This is a genomic window from Methylobacterium sp. E-065 (genome assembly GCF_022829605.1).
GTDB lineage: Bacteria > Pseudomonadota > Alphaproteobacteria > Rhizobiales > Beijerinckiaceae > Methylobacterium.
In genome coordinates, this window is record NZ_JAKSYD010000112.1 from 157566 (window position 1) to 172991 (window position 15426).

Annotated in this window: 12 protein-coding genes and 1 other RNA gene; 3 read left to right on the top strand and 10 right to left on the bottom strand. The window is 69.8% G+C overall.

Annotated elements, in window-relative coordinates; all coding sequences use genetic code 11:
* Nucleotides 1-7: 7 nt before the first annotated feature.
* The 5 genes from MKK84_RS13990 to MKK84_RS14010 all read right to left on the bottom strand — a co-directional run bounded on the left by MKK84_RS13990 (nt 8) and on the right by MKK84_RS14010 (nt 4689).
* On the bottom strand, nt 8-1906 hold the full coding sequence (locus MKK84_RS13990) for a peptidoglycan D,D-transpeptidase FtsI family protein (protein ID WP_243920569.1): 1899 nt from the start codon (nt 1904-1906) through the stop codon (nt 8-10).
* Between the two features lie 6 nt (nt 1907-1912).
* On the bottom strand, nt 1913-2326 hold the full coding sequence (locus MKK84_RS13995) for a hypothetical protein (protein WP_243920571.1): 414 nt from the start codon (nt 2324-2326) through the stop codon (nt 1913-1915).
* On the bottom strand, nt 2323-3384 hold the full coding sequence (gene rsmH, locus MKK84_RS14000) for a 16S rRNA (cytosine(1402)-N(4))-methyltransferase RsmH (protein WP_243920573.1): 1062 nt from the start codon (nt 3382-3384) through the stop codon (nt 2323-2325). The genes MKK84_RS13995 and rsmH overlap by 4 nt, the downstream gene beginning before the upstream one ends.
* Before the next feature lie 418 nt (nt 3385-3802).
* Nucleotides 3803-4202: RNase P RNA component class A (gene rnpB / locus MKK84_RS14005), an RNA gene on the bottom strand.
* Between the two features lie 46 nt (nt 4203-4248).
* On the bottom strand, nt 4249-4689 hold the full coding sequence (locus MKK84_RS14010) for a VOC family protein (RefSeq protein ID WP_243920576.1): 441 nt from the start codon (nt 4687-4689) through the stop codon (nt 4249-4251).
* 225 nt (nt 4690-4914) lie between these two features.
* Here MKK84_RS14010 and pepN point away from each other — a divergent pair, with 225 nt between their 5' ends.
* Both pepN and MKK84_RS14020 read left to right on the top strand, forming a co-directional pair.
* Nucleotides 4915-7536, top strand: a complete 2622-nt coding sequence (gene pepN, locus MKK84_RS14015) for an aminopeptidase N (protein ID WP_243920578.1) — start codon at nt 4915-4917, stop codon at nt 7534-7536.
* A gap of 176 nt (nt 7537-7712) precedes the next feature.
* Nucleotides 7713-10055 (top strand): PAS domain-containing sensor histidine kinase, encoded by a 2343-nt coding sequence (locus tag MKK84_RS14020; RefSeq protein ID WP_243920580.1) that lies wholly within the window; start codon nt 7713-7715, stop codon nt 10053-10055.
* A gap of 30 nt (nt 10056-10085) precedes the next feature.
* Here MKK84_RS14020 and MKK84_RS14025 read toward each other — a convergent pair whose 3' ends face one another.
* Nucleotides 10086-10340: a hypothetical protein gene (locus MKK84_RS14025; protein WP_243920582.1), complete on the bottom strand. Its 255-nt coding sequence runs from the start codon at nt 10338-10340 to the stop codon at nt 10086-10088.
* A 177-nt stretch (nt 10341-10517) separates the two neighbouring features.
* On the opposite strand from MKK84_RS14025, the gene MKK84_RS14030 reads away from it, so the two are divergent.
* Nucleotides 10518-10802, top strand: coding sequence for a hypothetical protein (locus MKK84_RS14030; RefSeq protein WP_243920584.1), 285 nt, complete (start codon nt 10518-10520; stop codon nt 10800-10802).
* 64 nt (nt 10803-10866) lie between these two features.
* On the opposite strand, the gene MKK84_RS14035 is transcribed toward MKK84_RS14030, so the two are convergent.
* From MKK84_RS14035 to MKK84_RS14050, 4 genes are read right to left on the bottom strand one after another with little or no spacing between them, the layout of a single operon-like run.
* Nucleotides 10867-12006: a GNAT family N-acetyltransferase gene (locus MKK84_RS14035; RefSeq protein WP_243920586.1), complete on the bottom strand. Its 1140-nt coding sequence runs from the start codon at nt 12004-12006 to the stop codon at nt 10867-10869.
* On the bottom strand, nt 12003-13343 hold the full coding sequence (locus MKK84_RS14040) for a lipopolysaccharide biosynthesis protein (protein WP_243920588.1): 1341 nt from the start codon (nt 13341-13343) through the stop codon (nt 12003-12005). The genes MKK84_RS14035 and MKK84_RS14040 overlap by 4 nt, the downstream gene beginning before the upstream one ends.
* A gap of 55 nt (nt 13344-13398) precedes the next feature.
* Nucleotides 13399-14193 carry an SGNH/GDSL hydrolase family protein gene (locus tag MKK84_RS14045; RefSeq protein ID WP_243920629.1) on the bottom strand — a complete coding sequence of 265 codons (795 nt, stop codon included), beginning with the start codon at nt 14191-14193 and terminating at the stop codon, nt 13399-13401.
* Nucleotides 14194-14243: 50 nt separating this feature from the next.
* Complete coding sequence (locus tag MKK84_RS14050) at nt 14244-15341, bottom strand: OpgC family protein (protein WP_243920590.1); 1098 nt, start codon at nt 15339-15341, stop codon at nt 14244-14246.
* Nucleotides 15342-15426: the final 85 nt, after the last annotated feature.

Here is a 15426-nt window from a genome sequence, read left to right on the forward strand (position 1 = left end):
ACCTCCCTCACGGACCGCCGAGCTGATTGATATGGTAGGCGTTGAGCTTGACCATCTGGGGGAACGGACGCACCGGCGGCTCGAATTGCGGCGGCAGGCCCAGGATCGGCGCCACGCGCTCGATCACCTTGCCGGTGACCACGCCCGCGTTCCAGGCCGCTGTCGCGTAGCCGCCGGATTCCGGCAGGCCCTGCGGCTCGTCCATGATGGTGACGAACAGGTATTTCGGGTCGTTCATCGGCGCCGCCGCCATGAAGGTCGTGAACAGGCGGTTGTGGATGTAGCGGCCGCCGATCACCTTCTCGGCCGTGCCGGTCTTGCCGCCCACGAAGTAGTACGGGATCGCCGCCTTCTTGGCCGAGCCCTCGGAGGCGTTGAGGCGCATGATGTAGCGCATCGCCTCGGAGGTCGCACCCGACAGGACGTGGGTGGAGCGTGCCTTGTCGTCGGGATTCGCCTTGAGGAAGGTTGGGGTGATCAGGTCGCCGCCATTGGCGATGGCCGCCACGGCCGACGCCGCCTGGATCGGTGCCACCGCGATGCCGTGGCCGAACGCGATGGTGATGGTGTTGATCTCGGTCCAGCGGGACGGGACGATCGGTGCCGCGCTTTCGGGCAGCTCGGTGCGCAGCCGGTCGAGCAGGCCCATCTTCTTCAGGAACGCCTTGTGGCCGGGCACGCCGACGCCCAAGGCCATCTTGGCCGAGCCGATGTTGGAGGAATGCGTGAACACCTCCGGCATGGTGATGACCCGGTTGGTGCCGTGATACTCGTGGATCTTCTGGCGGCCCCAATTCAACACGCCGCCGCGGGTGTCGAAGGTCGAGTTGACGTTATACTTGCCGGAATCGAGCGCCATGGCGAGCGTCATCGCCTTGAAGGTCGAGCCCATTTCGTAGACACCGACATTCATCCGGTTGATCCGGTCGGGCGAGAGCGCGTCCTTCGGGTCGTTCGGGTCGAAGTCGGGCATCGAGACCAGGGCGATGACCTCACCGGTCTTCACGTCGAGGATCATCGAGGCGCCGGCCTTGGCCTTGAAGTGGTCGATGCCCCAGGCCAGCTCGTCGCGCACCGCGAATTGGGCGCGCAGATCGATCGAGAGCTGCACCGGCTTCAGGTCGGCCTGCTTGTTGATCAGCCCGAAGCTGTTCAGCGCCTGCAGACCGGTGGAGTCGATGTACTTTTCCATGCCGGCGATGCCGACGCCGTCGAGGTTGGTGGCGCCCAGGATGTGGGCGGCCGCAGTCCCGTTCGGGTAGACCCGCTTGTGGTCGGGCAGGAAGCCGATGCCCGGGATGCCGAGCCGGTGAACCTCGGCCTGCTGCTTCGGGGTCAGCTCGCGCTTCACCCAGACGAAGCCCGCGCCGCTGCGGCCCTTTCGCGAGGACAGCTTGGCGCGCAGCTCCGAGGCATTCAGCTCGGGGAGCACTGCGGTGAGCAGCTCGACCGCCTCATCCTTGTCGTAGATGTTGCCGGGTTCGGCGAAGACCGAGACGGTGCGGATGTCGGTGGCCAGGATCTCGCCGTTCCGGTCGACGATGTCGGGCCGGAACGCCGTCGAGGAAGCGGCCGCTACCCGGTGCTCCTGGCTGGGCGGCTCCCCGAAGATCGCCATCGCCAGGAGCTTCGCCGAGATCGTGCCGAACACGCCGACGAAGACCAGCCCGACGAGCGCGACGCGCATGTGCGACCGCTCGATCGCCAGCCGGAACATGCTGCGCACGAACGCCTTGGCGCGGTCGGCGCGCGGCTCCGGCGGCAGCGCCTCCTCGGGGATCGGGCGCGGCGCGGAGGCGGCAAGCGCCAGGGCGGCGGCCTCCAGAAGCGCAGCCTCGTGCTCCGACACGCCGGTGTCCGGCGCCGCAGCGGCTTCGTCTGGGGTCTGGTCGGTGTCTTGGGACACGGGTGACTACCTCGAAGCGCTCGTCGGGGTGCGGGTCGTGGTGACGGTGCGGGTGATCGAGCCGGTGGTGCGCGGCTCGGGTCCGCCCTTGTCCTTGGGGGTCGCGGTGGCGGCGAGCAGCCGGCCGATTTCGTCGCCGCGCTCCTGCCGGGCGGGCAGGTCCGAGAGACGCGCCAGATGGCTGGTGCCGATCGGTTCCAGGGCAAGGTGCTTGTCGACGGCGGCCTGGAGGCGGTCGGGCCGCGTGAGGAGCTGCCACTCGGCGCGCAGCACCGCGATCGCCTGGCGCTCCTTGTGCAGCGCCGTCTGCAGCTTCGAGACCTGACCGCCCTGATAGAGCGTGTCGTACTTGATCGAGTAGGCGTAGATCGCCGAGGCCACGAGCCCGACGACCGCCAGAAGGTTGAGAAGGCGGATCATCGGCGGTGGCCCCCGCGGGCGGCTTCGGGAAGGCTCGCGAGTCCGGTCAGCGCCGCCAGCGGCTCCGGCACCGCGGATTCCGTACGCGCGGCGGCGCGCAGCTTGGCCGAGCGGGCGCGCGGGTTGCGCGCGATCTCGGCCTCGCCCGGCAGGACCGGGCCCTTGGTCACGAGGTTGAAGCTCCGCGTAACCTCGGCTTGCGTGCCGGGCTGGTGCCGTGAGCCCTGGGCGGACCGGCCGCTGCGGGCGGCAAAGAACTGCTTGACGATCCGGTCCTCCAGGGAATGGAACGTCACGACCGCGAGCCGCCCGCCGGGCCGGAGCACCCGCTCGGCCGCGTGCAGCGCCCGCACCAATTCGCCGAGTTCATCGTTGACCGCGATCCGCAGGCCCTGGAACGTCCGCGTCGCCGGGTGGATGTGGCTGCCGGGCTCGACCCGGACCACGCCGGCGACCAGCTCGGCGAGCTGCGCAGTCGTCTCGATCCGGCCGCGGCGGCGGGCCTCGTGGATGGCCCGCGCGACGGCACGCGAGCGCCGCTCCTCGCCGTAATGGTAGATGATGTCGGCCAACGCCGTCTCTTCGGCCTCGTTGACGAGGTCCGCGGCGCTCGGGCCGTCGCTGCCCATGCGCATGTCGAGGGGGCCGTCGAAGCGGAACGAGAAACCGCGCTCCGGCGCGTCGAGCTGCATGGACGAGACGCCGATATCGAGCACGACGTAGTCCGCCTGCGCCTCACCCGCCTCGGCGAGGAGGGTGTCGAGTTCGCCGAAGCGGCCAGAGACCAGACGGAGGCGACCCTTGGCGGCGGTGACCAGGGCCTGCCCGGCCGCGATCGCGCTCGGGTCCCGGTCGATGGCGATGATGTTCAGGGCCGGATCCCGCTCCAGAAGCGCGCCTGTGTAGCCGCCGGCGCCGAACGTGCCGTCGACCGCGAGGCCGCCGTCGGTTCGCAACGCGGCCGCCACTTCGTCGAGCAGGACGGGGATGTGCGGCGCGCCCGCACCGCGCTGGTTCGCCGGGTCGTGACCCTCCGGCAGGGGACGCCGCCGGGTCATGCGCGCCTCGGCGTGGCGACGCGGAACGGGGCGGGATAGCTGCGCGGTCCGGAAAGCCGGTCGCGAATGCGGCTCAAGCGTCTCATGGTGCCCTGGGCCGGGCCGCCCGAGGGCGGCACACGTGACGGGAACGGCACCGGATGCAGCGTGCGCAAAACGCCGCGCACGGAGGGGCCCTGCGGCGAGGCAGGTTGCGCCCGGCGATCCGATACGCGCCGTTGACGGGAGGATGCCGGGTATCATGGGCCTCGGAGGATCGTCAACGGACACGCTTGGCGCTGCCGCGCGAACCGATCTGACCCCCGCAAGGTTAACCGAAGGTTTTTACCGCGCGGAAAATCGCACGTCCGCACAGGCCGTCGCGGGCGATGTCCGCCTGCGGTAAGCCCTTGTGCCCGTGCGAAATTTCCGGTGGCGGTGGATCAGCCGGCCTATAAGCCGGGTTCTGTAGGGCCGGCGCACTTGCGCACGCCGACGTGGCGGCCATTCCTCTGGGACGGTCGTTGCCGACCGCCTCGAGCAACCAACCCGGGCGACTGGCCTGGAGAGAAGGCCTGCCCCTCTCGCGAAGGGCGCGCCGCCCCTATTCGGTCTTGCTCCCGGTGGGGTTTGCCATGCCGTCCGCGTTGCCGCGTCCGCGGTGCGCTCTTACCGCACCCTTTCACCCTGACCCCGGACGCGTCCGGGGCGGTCTGCTCTCTGTGGCACTATCCCTGGGGTCGCCCCCGCCGGACGTTATCCGGCACCGTCTCTCCATGGAGCCCGGACTTTCCTCCCCGGACGCGTGAAGCGTCCGGAGCGGCCGCCCGGCCGGCTGATCCAGCGGGCAGATGCGCTCGCGGATCAGTCCGGGTCAAGGACGGATCACCAGGTGCCGGTGTTCTCCATGGAGGTCCAGGGCTCCTGCGGCTCCTTGGCGCCCCCCTTCTGGAGGATCTCGATCGAGATGCCGTCCGGCGACTTCACGAAGGCCATGTAGCCGTCGCGGGGCGGCCGGTTGATCGTCACGCCCTTGTCCCGAAGCTGGGCGCAGAAGGCGTAGATGTCATCAACCTGATAGGCGAGGTGCCCGAAATTGCGGCCGCCCGAGTAGGTCTCCGGGTCCCAATTGTAGGTCAGTTCGACCAGCGGGGACTTCGTCTCCTTGGCCCGGGCGGCATCGCCGGGGGCCGCCAGGAAAACCAGGGTGAAGCGGCCCTTCTCGTTCTCGACGCGCCGGACCTCCTGCAGGCCGAACGTGTCGACGTAGAAGGCGAGCGCCCTGTCGAGATCGGCCACCCGGACCATGGTGTGCAGAAATTCCATCGCGGGAGATCCCTCTGTTGCGGCGAGGGCCATCACGACGCCCTCAGGAAGACCGACATGGCCTGCTCGGCCGCGGTTCGTCGCACTTCTAGCTAGAGCGCGCCCCGGACCGCGGGTAGACCGGATGCGGCTTGGGCCCGGAGCACACGGCCGGCGCGGCCGCGTTGCACCGGGCGCGCCGAGCGACCAGAAGGGACCGCAGCAAACACCCGAAGTGAGGGCCGCATGCGCACCGAGACGCCGCCGCTGATCCGCTTGGAGGAGTACCGTCCGAGCGACTACCTGATCGATCGCGTCGATCTCGACATTCGCCTCGATCCGCACGCCACCCGGATCGACGCAACCCTGGCGCTGCGCCCGAACCCGGCCGGCATCCCGGATGCGCCCCTGAACCTCGACGGCGATGACCTGCATTTGGTGTCGGTGGCCCTCGACGGCGCTGCGCTCGCATCGGACGCCTACACGGCGTCCCCGGCGGGCCTGAGCCTGCTCGCCCCGCCCCGAAAACCCTTCACCCTGCGGCTCGTCACCGAAGTCGATCCCACCGGCAACACCAAGCTGATGGGGCTCTACCGCTCAAGCGGGGTCTACTGCACCCAATGCGAGGCCGATGGCTTCCGCCGCATCACCTACTTCCTCGACCGCCCCGACGTCATGGCTGTCTACACCACCCGGATCGAGGCCGACCGAAACGAGGCGCCGGTTCTGCTGGGCAATGGCAACCTCGTCGAATCGGGCGCGGTCGGCACCGACCGGCACTTCGCGGTCTGGCACGATCCGCATCCGAAACCCGCCTACCTGTTCGCCCTCGTCGGCGGCCGGCTGGGGAAGGTCGAGACCCGCTTCACCACCATGGAGGGGCGTCCCGTGACCTGCGCGGTCTATGTCGAGCCCGGCAAGGAGCCCCGGGCGGACTACGCCCTCGACGCCGTGATCCGCTCCATGGCCTGGGACGAGACGGCGTTCGGCCGACCCTACGACCTCGACGCGTTCAACGTCGTGGCCGTCTCGGACTTCAACATGGGCGCCATGGAGAACAAGGGGCTCAACATCTTCAACGACAAATACGTGCTGGCGAGCCCCGAGACGGCGACCGACGGCGACTACGCGGCGATCGAGGCGATCATCGCCCACGAGTACTTTCACAACTGGTCGGGCAACCGCGTCACCTGCCGCGACTGGTTCCAGCTGTGCCTGAAGGAGGGCCTGACGGTCTTCCGCGATCAGGAATTCTCCTCCGACATGCGCTCCCGGCCGGTGCACCGGATCGCCGAGGTGCGTGGCCTCCGGGCGCGCCAATTCCCCGAGGATGCCGGGCCGCTGCGCCATCCGGTCCGGCCCCGGGCCTATGCGGAGATCAACAACTTCTACACGGCGACCGTCTACGATAAAGGCGCCGAGATCGTCCGGATGCTGCGCACCCTGATCGGCACGCAGGCGTTCCGAACCGGCATGGACCGGTACTTCGCTGACAATGACGGGAGCGCCGCCACCGTCGAGGATTTTCTCTCGGCCTTCGCAACCGTCACCGGGCGCAATTTCACGGCCTTCGCCCGCTGGTACGAGCGCCCCGGCACGCCGCGCTTGTCGATCTCCGGCCACTACGATCCGCAAGGCGCCCGCTACACCCTGCGGCTCGCACAGAGCCTGCCCGATGCCGACGGGCAAGAGGGGCCGCCGCTGGTGATCCCGGTCGCCCTCGGCCTCGTCGGCGCGTCGGGACCGCTGACCGATGCGACCTGCGCCCAGGTGCGGGACGGCGTGTTCGTCCTCGACCGTCCGGAGGCCGAGATCGTCTTCGAGGGCGTCACCGAGGAGCCGGTGCCGTCCGTGCTGCGGGACTTCTCGGCGCCGGTCCGCCTCGACCTCGCGTTGACCGATGCACAACGCATGCGCCTGCTGGCGCATGACAGCGACCCGTTCAACCGCTGGCAGGCCGCGCAGGACGTCGCCCTGCGGCTGATCCTCGAACCCGATGCCGGCCGCATGGAGGCCTTCGCAGAGGCGCTCGGCCGTTTCCTCGACGGCGAGGCGCTCGCCGATCCGGCCTTCGCGGCCCTGGTGCTGGCGCTGCCGAGCGAGGGCGAAGCCGCCGACGCCCTGCCGGCCGACGTCGATCCAGATGCGATTCATCGGGCGCGCTTCGAGCTGCGGTCCTATCTCGGCCAGACGCTAAGGCCGCGCTTCGAGCGGATCGACGCTGCCCTCGCGCCGGTTGCCGGGGCGCCCTACAGCCCCGACGCGGCCTCGGCGGGACGCCGATCGCTCCGCAACGCCGCCCTCGACCTGATCGCGGCGGGTGACCCCGAAGCCGGCGCGCGACGGGCCGCCGAGCGGTTGGCGGACGCCACCAACATGACCGATCGCCTCGCCGCCCTGGCCACGCTGGCACTGATCCCGGGCGAGGCCCGCGAGGCGGCGCTCGCGGACTTCGCCGCGCGCTATGCCGACGAACCCCTCGTCCTCGACAAGTGGTTCGCCATCCAGGCCCAGATCCCCGAAGCCGGGACATTGGAGCGAATCAGCCGGCTGCAGGGCCATCCTGCCTTCACGCTCACCAACCCGAATCGGGTGCGCGCCCTGATCGGCAGCTTCGCGTTCGGCAACCCGACTCAGTTCGCGAGGGCCGACGGCGCCGGTTTTTCGTGCGTGGTCAAGACAGTTGCGGCGCTCGACTCGACCAATCCGCAGGTTGCAGCGCGCATGCTGACGGCCTTCGGATCCTGGCGTCGGCTGGAAAAATCGCGGGCGGCCAAAGCCGCCGAAATGCTCAACGGGATCAAGGCGATCCCGGGCCTCTCCCGGGACTCCGCCGACATTCTCGCGCGTACCCTGGGAGGCGGCTAAGCACTTGCATTTACGATATAAATTGATTCTTCGGCACCGTTGCAACAAGCGCTCGGCGTCAAGCCCGTATGGTAAAAAAGCCGTGGACAAACCGCCCCGCGGGGTGATTGTATTCACACAGATTCGGGGGGCCGAGCGCTCCGCCCAGTCGCAGTTTCCACGGGCGAGGTTCGGCCATGCCGGAGGCGGGTTCCGCTTCCTTCTCCGCGCGTGCGGATTCGACTCGTGCCGTTTCCTGGCCAGGTCGCACGCCGGAGACCCGGTTCGGCCAAGCTGAACGCTGGCTGCGCTTTGCCGTGCCGGGAACGCTGGCGGTCTTTCTGGCCTGCCTGTGCGGGCTCGCCGCGCTCCACATCCGGGGCCAGCGTGCTGAGATCCTGGCTGTCGCCCAGGCTGAGCTCGAAGGGTTCGCACGCTTGGCCGCGCGGGCCATCGGTCCCACCGGAAGCGTGGGCGCGGATCTGCGCCCTCTGATGCCGGAGAGCGGCCGGCATCCGGGCCGGCGACTGCTGCTGATCCGGCCCGACACCCGCATCGTCGCCGCCCATCCGCCCCTCCCGGCCGATCTCCAGACCCTGTCCCAGGTCCTCGGCGCAAGCGAGCCGCTCTCCGGCCTCAGCGAGCGCGCGGGCGCCATCGCCCTCGACCTCCCGGGCGGCGAAACCGTGCTGGCCGCCATGCACAGCCTGCCGGGTGGCACCGGGCAGGTAGCCGTGCTCCAGCCGGTCGAGCCGCTGCTGCGCGGCTGGACCGCCCGGACTCGGGATCAGATCGTTTTGATCGCCGCTGCCGCCATCGTGATCGTCGGGGTCGGGCTCGCCTACGGGCTCCAGACCCGACAAGCGGCCCGGGCCGACCGCGCCCGCGAGACGATCCGCGGCCGCCTCGAGACCGCGCTGCGCCGGGGCGCCTGCGGCCTGTGGGATTGGGATGTCGCCCGGGGCCGGATCTACTGGTCCGATTCGATGTACGGCCTGCTCGGATATCGGCGGCAGCACGAGTATCTCTCGTTCGGGGACGTCAATGGCCTCGTTCACCCCGACGACGGCGACCTCTACAGCCTCGCCCGCGGCGTGGCGGCCAACCAGACCCATATCGATCACGCCTTCCGCATGCGCGGCGCCGACGGGGCCTATGTCTGGTTTCGCGCCCGGGCCGAGGTGGTGGTGAACGCCGTCGATGGAAGCCGGCATCTCGTCGGCATTGCCACCGACATCAGCGAGCAGCGCGCCCTCGAAGAGACCAACGCGGCGGCCGACATGCGCCTGCGCGACGCCGTCGAGGCGATCTCGGAGGCGTTCGTCCTCTGGGATACCGGCAACCGGCTGGTCCTGTGCAATTCGAAGTTCCGCCATCTCCACGCCCTCAGCCCGGAGGACGCCCGGTCGGGCCAGAGCTACGTTGATGTGATGCGGCGGGGCGTGCTGCCGCAGATCCGGCGCGAATCGGGCGATGTCGGCCTGGTGCCCGGCGGCGCGACGGCCAGGACCTTCGAGGCCGAACTGGCGGATGGCCGGTGGCTCCAGATCAGCGAGCGGCGCACCAAGGACGGCGGCTACGTCTCGGTCGGGACCGATATCACCAGCCTGAAGCGCCATCAGGAGCAGCTCCAGGCTTCGGAGCGCGAGCTGATCGAGACCGTGAAGGACCTCAAGCGCTCCCGCCGGACCCTGGAACTCCAGACCCAGCAGCTCGCCGACCTCGCCGAGCGCTACCTCGACCAGAAGGCCGTCGCCGAGGCGGCGAACCAGGCCAAGTCGGAGTTCTTGGCCAACATGAGCCACGAGCTGCGCACGCCGCTCAACGCGATCATCGGTTTCGCCGACGTGATGGAGAACGCGGTTCTCGGCCCCCTCGGCACACCCCGCTACACCGAATATTGCCGCGACATCCGCGAGAGCGGTTCGCACCTCCTGTCCATGATCGACGACATCCTCGACATGGCCCGGCTCGAGGCGCGCCGCGTGCGGCTGAACCCCCGGACGGTCTCGGCCGAGGCCGCAGTGTCGTCGGCGATCGCGCCCTTCGCGGCGGTCGCCGACGAGAAGGCGATCACCATCACCACCGACATGCCGCCGGATCTCGACCTGCTGGCCGATCCGAGCGCGCTGCAACAGATCCTGGCCAACCTCGTCCAGAACGCGGTGAAGTTCACGCCGGCCGGTGGGCGGGTCGCCGTGCGCGCGCGCCGCGCAGGCGCCAGCACGCATCTCTACGTGGTCGATAACGGCATCGGCATCCGGCGCGCGGACCTCGTGCGGCTCGGCCGGCCGTTCACCCAGGTCGAGGCGCAGATGACCCGCAGCCACAAGGGTTCGGGGCTGGGGCTCGCCATCACGCGCTCGATGGTGGAACTGCACGGCGGGTCGCTGCGCATCCGCTCCGAAGAAACGGTCGGCACCATCGTCCTCGTGCGCCTCCCGGCTGCGAATCTGGACCGCCCGGACCCGATCGGGGCCGAGCGCACTCTCGCTGCACCCCGGCGCGACCGCCGCACAGCGACAACGGTCGCGGCCTAGCGAACTCCCCGCCGGCCCGGACATCGCGCGTCAGCGCCGCGGATCGAGGCCACCGAGCCGGGCCATGCGGCCCTGTTCCGCATGCCAGCGTGCATCCGCCACGGCCCGCGCGAGGCTCCGGATGCGCCAGCGGCGGTAGAGGACGAGGATCGGGTTGCCGCGCAGCCTGGCTTGATGGCGCTGGAGGCGCCGGATCAGGTCTGGCAACTGGGCCGAGGCCGCATCGCCGGTGGCGATCTCGATCGCGCGCAGTTCGGCCCGGAGCCCCGCCTTCCAGTCTTCCATCTTGCCCGAGCCTCCGCGCTGAAACCGCCGGCGGGCTCGCCCACGCGGTGAAGCCATCCGGGTCACGAAAACCGTCGGGGCCGCGGCATGACTGCACGCCCTGCAAACCCGCGCCATAGGGATGGGTTTACGCCTCAGACGATCCGTTCGGCGGATCATGCACGGAAGATACGATCGATGCGCTCCCGAACACGATTGCGCGTCAGCGTCGCGACGCTGCTCGGCCTTTTCGCCGCGCCCGCGCTGGCGCAGAGCACCGGATACGTAACCGGTTTTCCCGGCAAGGATCCCGCGGGCGACGAGGAGATCGGCTGGGGCCCGGCTTACCGGCCGGAAACGAGCTTCGCGCAGCCCGGGACACCGCCGACGCCCGGCGAGATCGCCGGCCGGGCCTATCGCGCCCGGACCGGCCACGGCGTCTACGATCGCGTCGAGGGCGACGGGTCTCTCCGCACGCGGTAGGTTCGTGCCCGGTTGTGTCGCATCGTGCTCCGAACGGCCGGAATCGCCTCTGCCGGACGGTACCCTACCGCCGCCGCAGAGCCCGCCTGGCGGCGGTCCGCGCCTCCCGCTCGAACCGGGCGAGCCGGAGACGGCGCTCCAGGGACAGCGCGTGGCCACCCGGCGGAAGCGCGATGATCTCCGCGATCGGAGTTCGATCCCGGTAGAGGCTCTCCAGGGCCGACCCGTCGAGGGTTGCGGAATCGAGGCGTTCGGCGAAGCCGGTCTCGTGGCAAGCGCGGACGATCTCGGCCTCCAGGAGCAATCCGGGGGCGTGGCTGCGAAGATCCTCGTCGTAAGCGGTCTTCAACAGTGTGGCGATGCCGCCGCCGACCAGCGCAAGGCTGACTGCGATGGGCCGGCCATCGAGGGTGAGGGCGTCCGCCCGGATGCCCACCGGTCCCGAACCGTCCGTGAACAGAGCATGGGCCAACCTGTCGGACTCGGGACGGCAGGCCATTGCGGTGCCGGCCTGCCCCTTCCAGCCGGCGCGTTCCAGGGTGAGGAACGACGAGACCAAGCGGGCAAGGTCCGCCCCCGACGTCGAGCTCTCGAACCCGACGGTGCCGGCCTCCGCCAGTCGGCGGGTTCGGCGGCGCAGATCCTTGAATCGCGACCGGTTCGGGTGACCGGCCAGGAAGGCGTCGTAGTCGGCGCGGCGGTCCATCACCGGCCGGTCGAAGGCTGCCACGGTGCCCAGGACCCAGCCGCGGGCCCGCATGGCCGCCAGCATGTCCGGCACCGCACCCTCCTGGGTCGGCAGGAGCGGCCAGCGCCAGGCGCCACCGCCGGACGCCGCTTCGAGGCCGGCGACGAGGTCGTGCGCGTACGCGGCGCGCTCCGGCCCCTCGGCGATCAGGGGCGCCGTGGCGGTCACGAAGGGCGAGAGGAACGGCCGCATCACCCGGCCGCCAAGGGCGGAGACGTCGCGGGTCGGCGCGCAGGGCAGGAGCGCGACCAGCCGTTCCCCGCGCCTGACGGCGACGAAGCGCAGGCCGGCCGGCAGCAACCCGGCGGCTTCGTGCGCCGCCAGGACAGGCCGTGAAAAGTGCGGGTGCGGCTGGGCAGCGGTCGCGAACAGCCCGTCCCAGCTTTCTGCCTCCGGCGCCGCGGCGTCGGTGATCGATTGTTCGGACCGGCGGACGGCCAGAGTGGCGCGATTCATCGGACGGCTCCCGCGGACCAGATTGGTGTCGGCAGCCCGTGGATCCGCCCAGCGGCGTGGGCGAGGAAGCCGGCCCGCGCTACGGTGGCGACCGCCACCGACACGGCCGCGCCGAGCGCCCCCAGGGCTGGGACCAGGGCGAGACACAGGCCGGCGGCGGCGATAAGCGCACCGGCGGTTATCGCGGCACAGCGCCGCTCACCGCCCAGCATGGTGAGAAGATCCTCGCCCGGCCCGAACAGACTTGCGGCGACGCTTCCGGCCACGAGCACGCACAGGATCGGGATGCTGTCGTTGAGCCCCGCACCGAACATCGCCAGGAGCAACGGAGAGGCGGCCAGGATCGCGCCGCCGACTGCGACCGTCGCGGCCGCGGTCAGGTGGGCTTGGCGCCGGACGAGTTCGGCCAGGAGGAAGCGGTTCTCCACCGCGTGGGCGGCGCTGTAGCGCTGCAGGGTCGCGGCACTGACGGCGAAATGCACGAAGACCACGAATTGCTGGATCCGGGTCGCGGCGAAATAGACCCCTACCTCGGCCGGGCTCACAAGCGCGCCCAGCACGATGACATCGACGAAGGTAAAGCCGGCATTGGCGAGATCGATCGCGGCGATCGGCAGGCTCGTGCCGAGCCAGGTCCGCCAGTGGTAGCGGTTCGGCCCGTCTGCCAGCTCCCGGCGCAGCCGGGTGATGAGCAGGGTCGCCTGAAGGGCCGTCGCGACGGCGGCGGCCACCAGCATGCAGCCCATGGCGACCTCGGCGCGCGGCGGGGCGCCGAGCAGGACCGCCGCGATCATGCAGGCCATCATCAGGGTCTGACGCAGGAGGTAGGGCGGCGCGATGGCGAGCCCGATCCAGTTCTGGCTGCGGGCCACGCCCTCCAGATAATCCTGGAGCGCGAAGAGCGGCATCACGCAGAGGGCGACTGCGATCGGAGCCCTGTAGGCCGGCGCGAACAGCTCCGGCTCGAGGACCAGCAGCGCCGCGCCGAGGCCCGCGACCGAGAGCGCTGCCCCCCCGGTCATGAACGCGCCGGCGCGGATGTAGCCGCGGGCGAGGTCGAGATCGCCCTGGACCTGGTTGGCGGGCACGAACCGGCAGGCGCCCTGCGACAGACCGAGCGTCAGCGTATGGCCGAGCATCGCGGTCCAGACCCAGACGGAGGCGAAGATGCCGTAGGCGTCCCAGCCCATCAGCCGCGCCGCCAGGACTTGAGCGCCGTACGCGAAACCGGCCGAGCCCACGCGGATCGCGAAGACCGTCAGCGCCACACGCTGCGGGCCGCCGCCGAGGGCGCGCAAACGCCGGAACGTACGGATCGGGAGAGCCGTGGCTGACACTGCGCGTTCCAGGCCGAACTCAGGTTGACGGGACGCCGACCTGCGGTTGTCCGGTCTAACCCGGTGCGCGTTGCGCCCCGGTTAAGGGCGGCGTGGCTGGTGCGGCCTTCGGCTCTAAAGGCGTTTCGGTCTTCGCGAGCGACGTCACGATCGTGAGCGCCACGTGCTCGGCCATGCAGCGCAGGCCGAGATCGTTGAGCCGGAACTGACGCCCCAGGAAGTGCCCCTCCCCCCTGTCGATGCGGCTCGACAGGTAGTGCAGCGCCTCGTAGCGCCGCACCAGCGGGACCTGCTGCTGCGTCGCCACGGTCCGCACGGCTTCGACGATCCGGTTGTAATCGGCATCCGCAGCCATGCTGGCGGTATAGATCGGGTCGACCAGAACCACGTCGATCCCGTGGGACCGGATCCAGGTCACCGCTTCGGCGAGCGCGGACTCGAAGGCCTCGGCATCCACCCGGGCGATGGCGTCATGGGTGCCGACCTGCCAGACGACCAGATCGGGTTCGGCCTCCACCACCATGGTCCGCAGGCGCTCGGCAGCGCCGGACGCGATCTCGCCCGGAAGGCCGCGGTGGTCGATCACCACATCGACTTTCGGCAGGGCCCGTTCCAGGGCCGCCTCCAGCTTGGCCGGATAGGAGGCGGATGCGCCTGGTGCCGCAGAGCCACCGATCGCCAGCAGTTTGATCGGCCGCTTCTCGGCGAGCGCCGCCTGGACGGCGCCCAGCTTGGCAGCCGTATAGAGCTGCGCACCCGGCACCCGGCATTCGAGCGATAAGCTCGGCTCGCTAGCACTCGGGTCCGCCATCTGTTCGGCACGGGGTGGCGATGCCGAGGCGGCCAGCATTACGGCTGCCAGGATCGCGGCCTGTCGGGACGGCCGTGGTCGGACCGTACTCACGGCCGCAGCCTCGGAGCCTTGCTGCGGGTACGCCACTCGACGAACCATGCGGTCAATCCCAGCCCGATCAGGCCCGAGCCAGCGACCAGCATATCAATCAGCAGGCCGCCGCCGGTCTGGAAACGCACCAGCTGCCCGATCAGGCTCAGGATCGAGCCCATCGAGAAGACAGCCAGGGAGTTCCGGCCCAGCTGGGTCAGGTAGCCGACGATGCGGCCGATTCGGGGGGCGAGCAATGCGTAAACGGGGGCAAACGCCAACAATACCCCTAGAAAGTGTACAAGACGCGCCGGCGTGAGATAGGTCTTCTCGAACGTGAACAGCAGACGCGGCTCCGGAACCAGCATCGGATCCGGCCGGATCTCGGTTACTGCGAGCACGATCCCGGCCAGTACGATGACGATGCCGGCGGGAAACAGCCGGCGCGCCCACCGGCGCACGAAGTCGGACCGGGCATTCCATCGCTGCAGCAGGAAGCCCAGAACCAGAAGCACTTGCCAACAGAACGGATCGAAATACCAATCCCCCTCCCCGGGCCAGGACGGCAGGTTCCATTCGAACACAAGGCTCGCGAGGTAGATGCCTCCGGACAGGACTAGGGTCCCCACGAGGCTGTAGCGGCCGACCAGCACGAAGAGCGGCGCGACCCCGATCAGCAGCACGTAGAGCGGCAGGATGTTGAAGTAGCCGAGCTGGTAGGTCAGCAGCACCATCCCGCAGACCGATTGGATCGGGTCGGCGAAGAAGCCGCCGGCATTGTGCCATTCGAGGATCAGCGGATTGTCGAGCAGCAGCGCCGCACCCGCGATGATGGCCAGGGCCATCAGCATCACGGTGAGCTGCGCCCGGTAAACCTCGACGGTCCGGTTCAGCAGCCGCACCACACTCTTGCCCGCGGGCTCAGGGACCCCGTCGCGGCCGCGGGTCGCGATGCCGATCGACCACCCGGCCAGGAAGACGAACAGCTCGGCGGCGTCCGAGATGCCGTATTGCGAGAAGGTGTAGCGCTCGAAGGTGTTGCCGGGAATGTGATTGATGAAGATCGTTACCAGGGCGAAGCCGCGCCAGAAGTCGATCGCGTTGGGGTCCCGCATCGTCGCGGCGGCTCCGAATTTCGATGCGTCCGCGGGGTTGGCGGCTAGCGGCGGCCCCTGATACGGCGCCGCGTCGGGTCTGCAA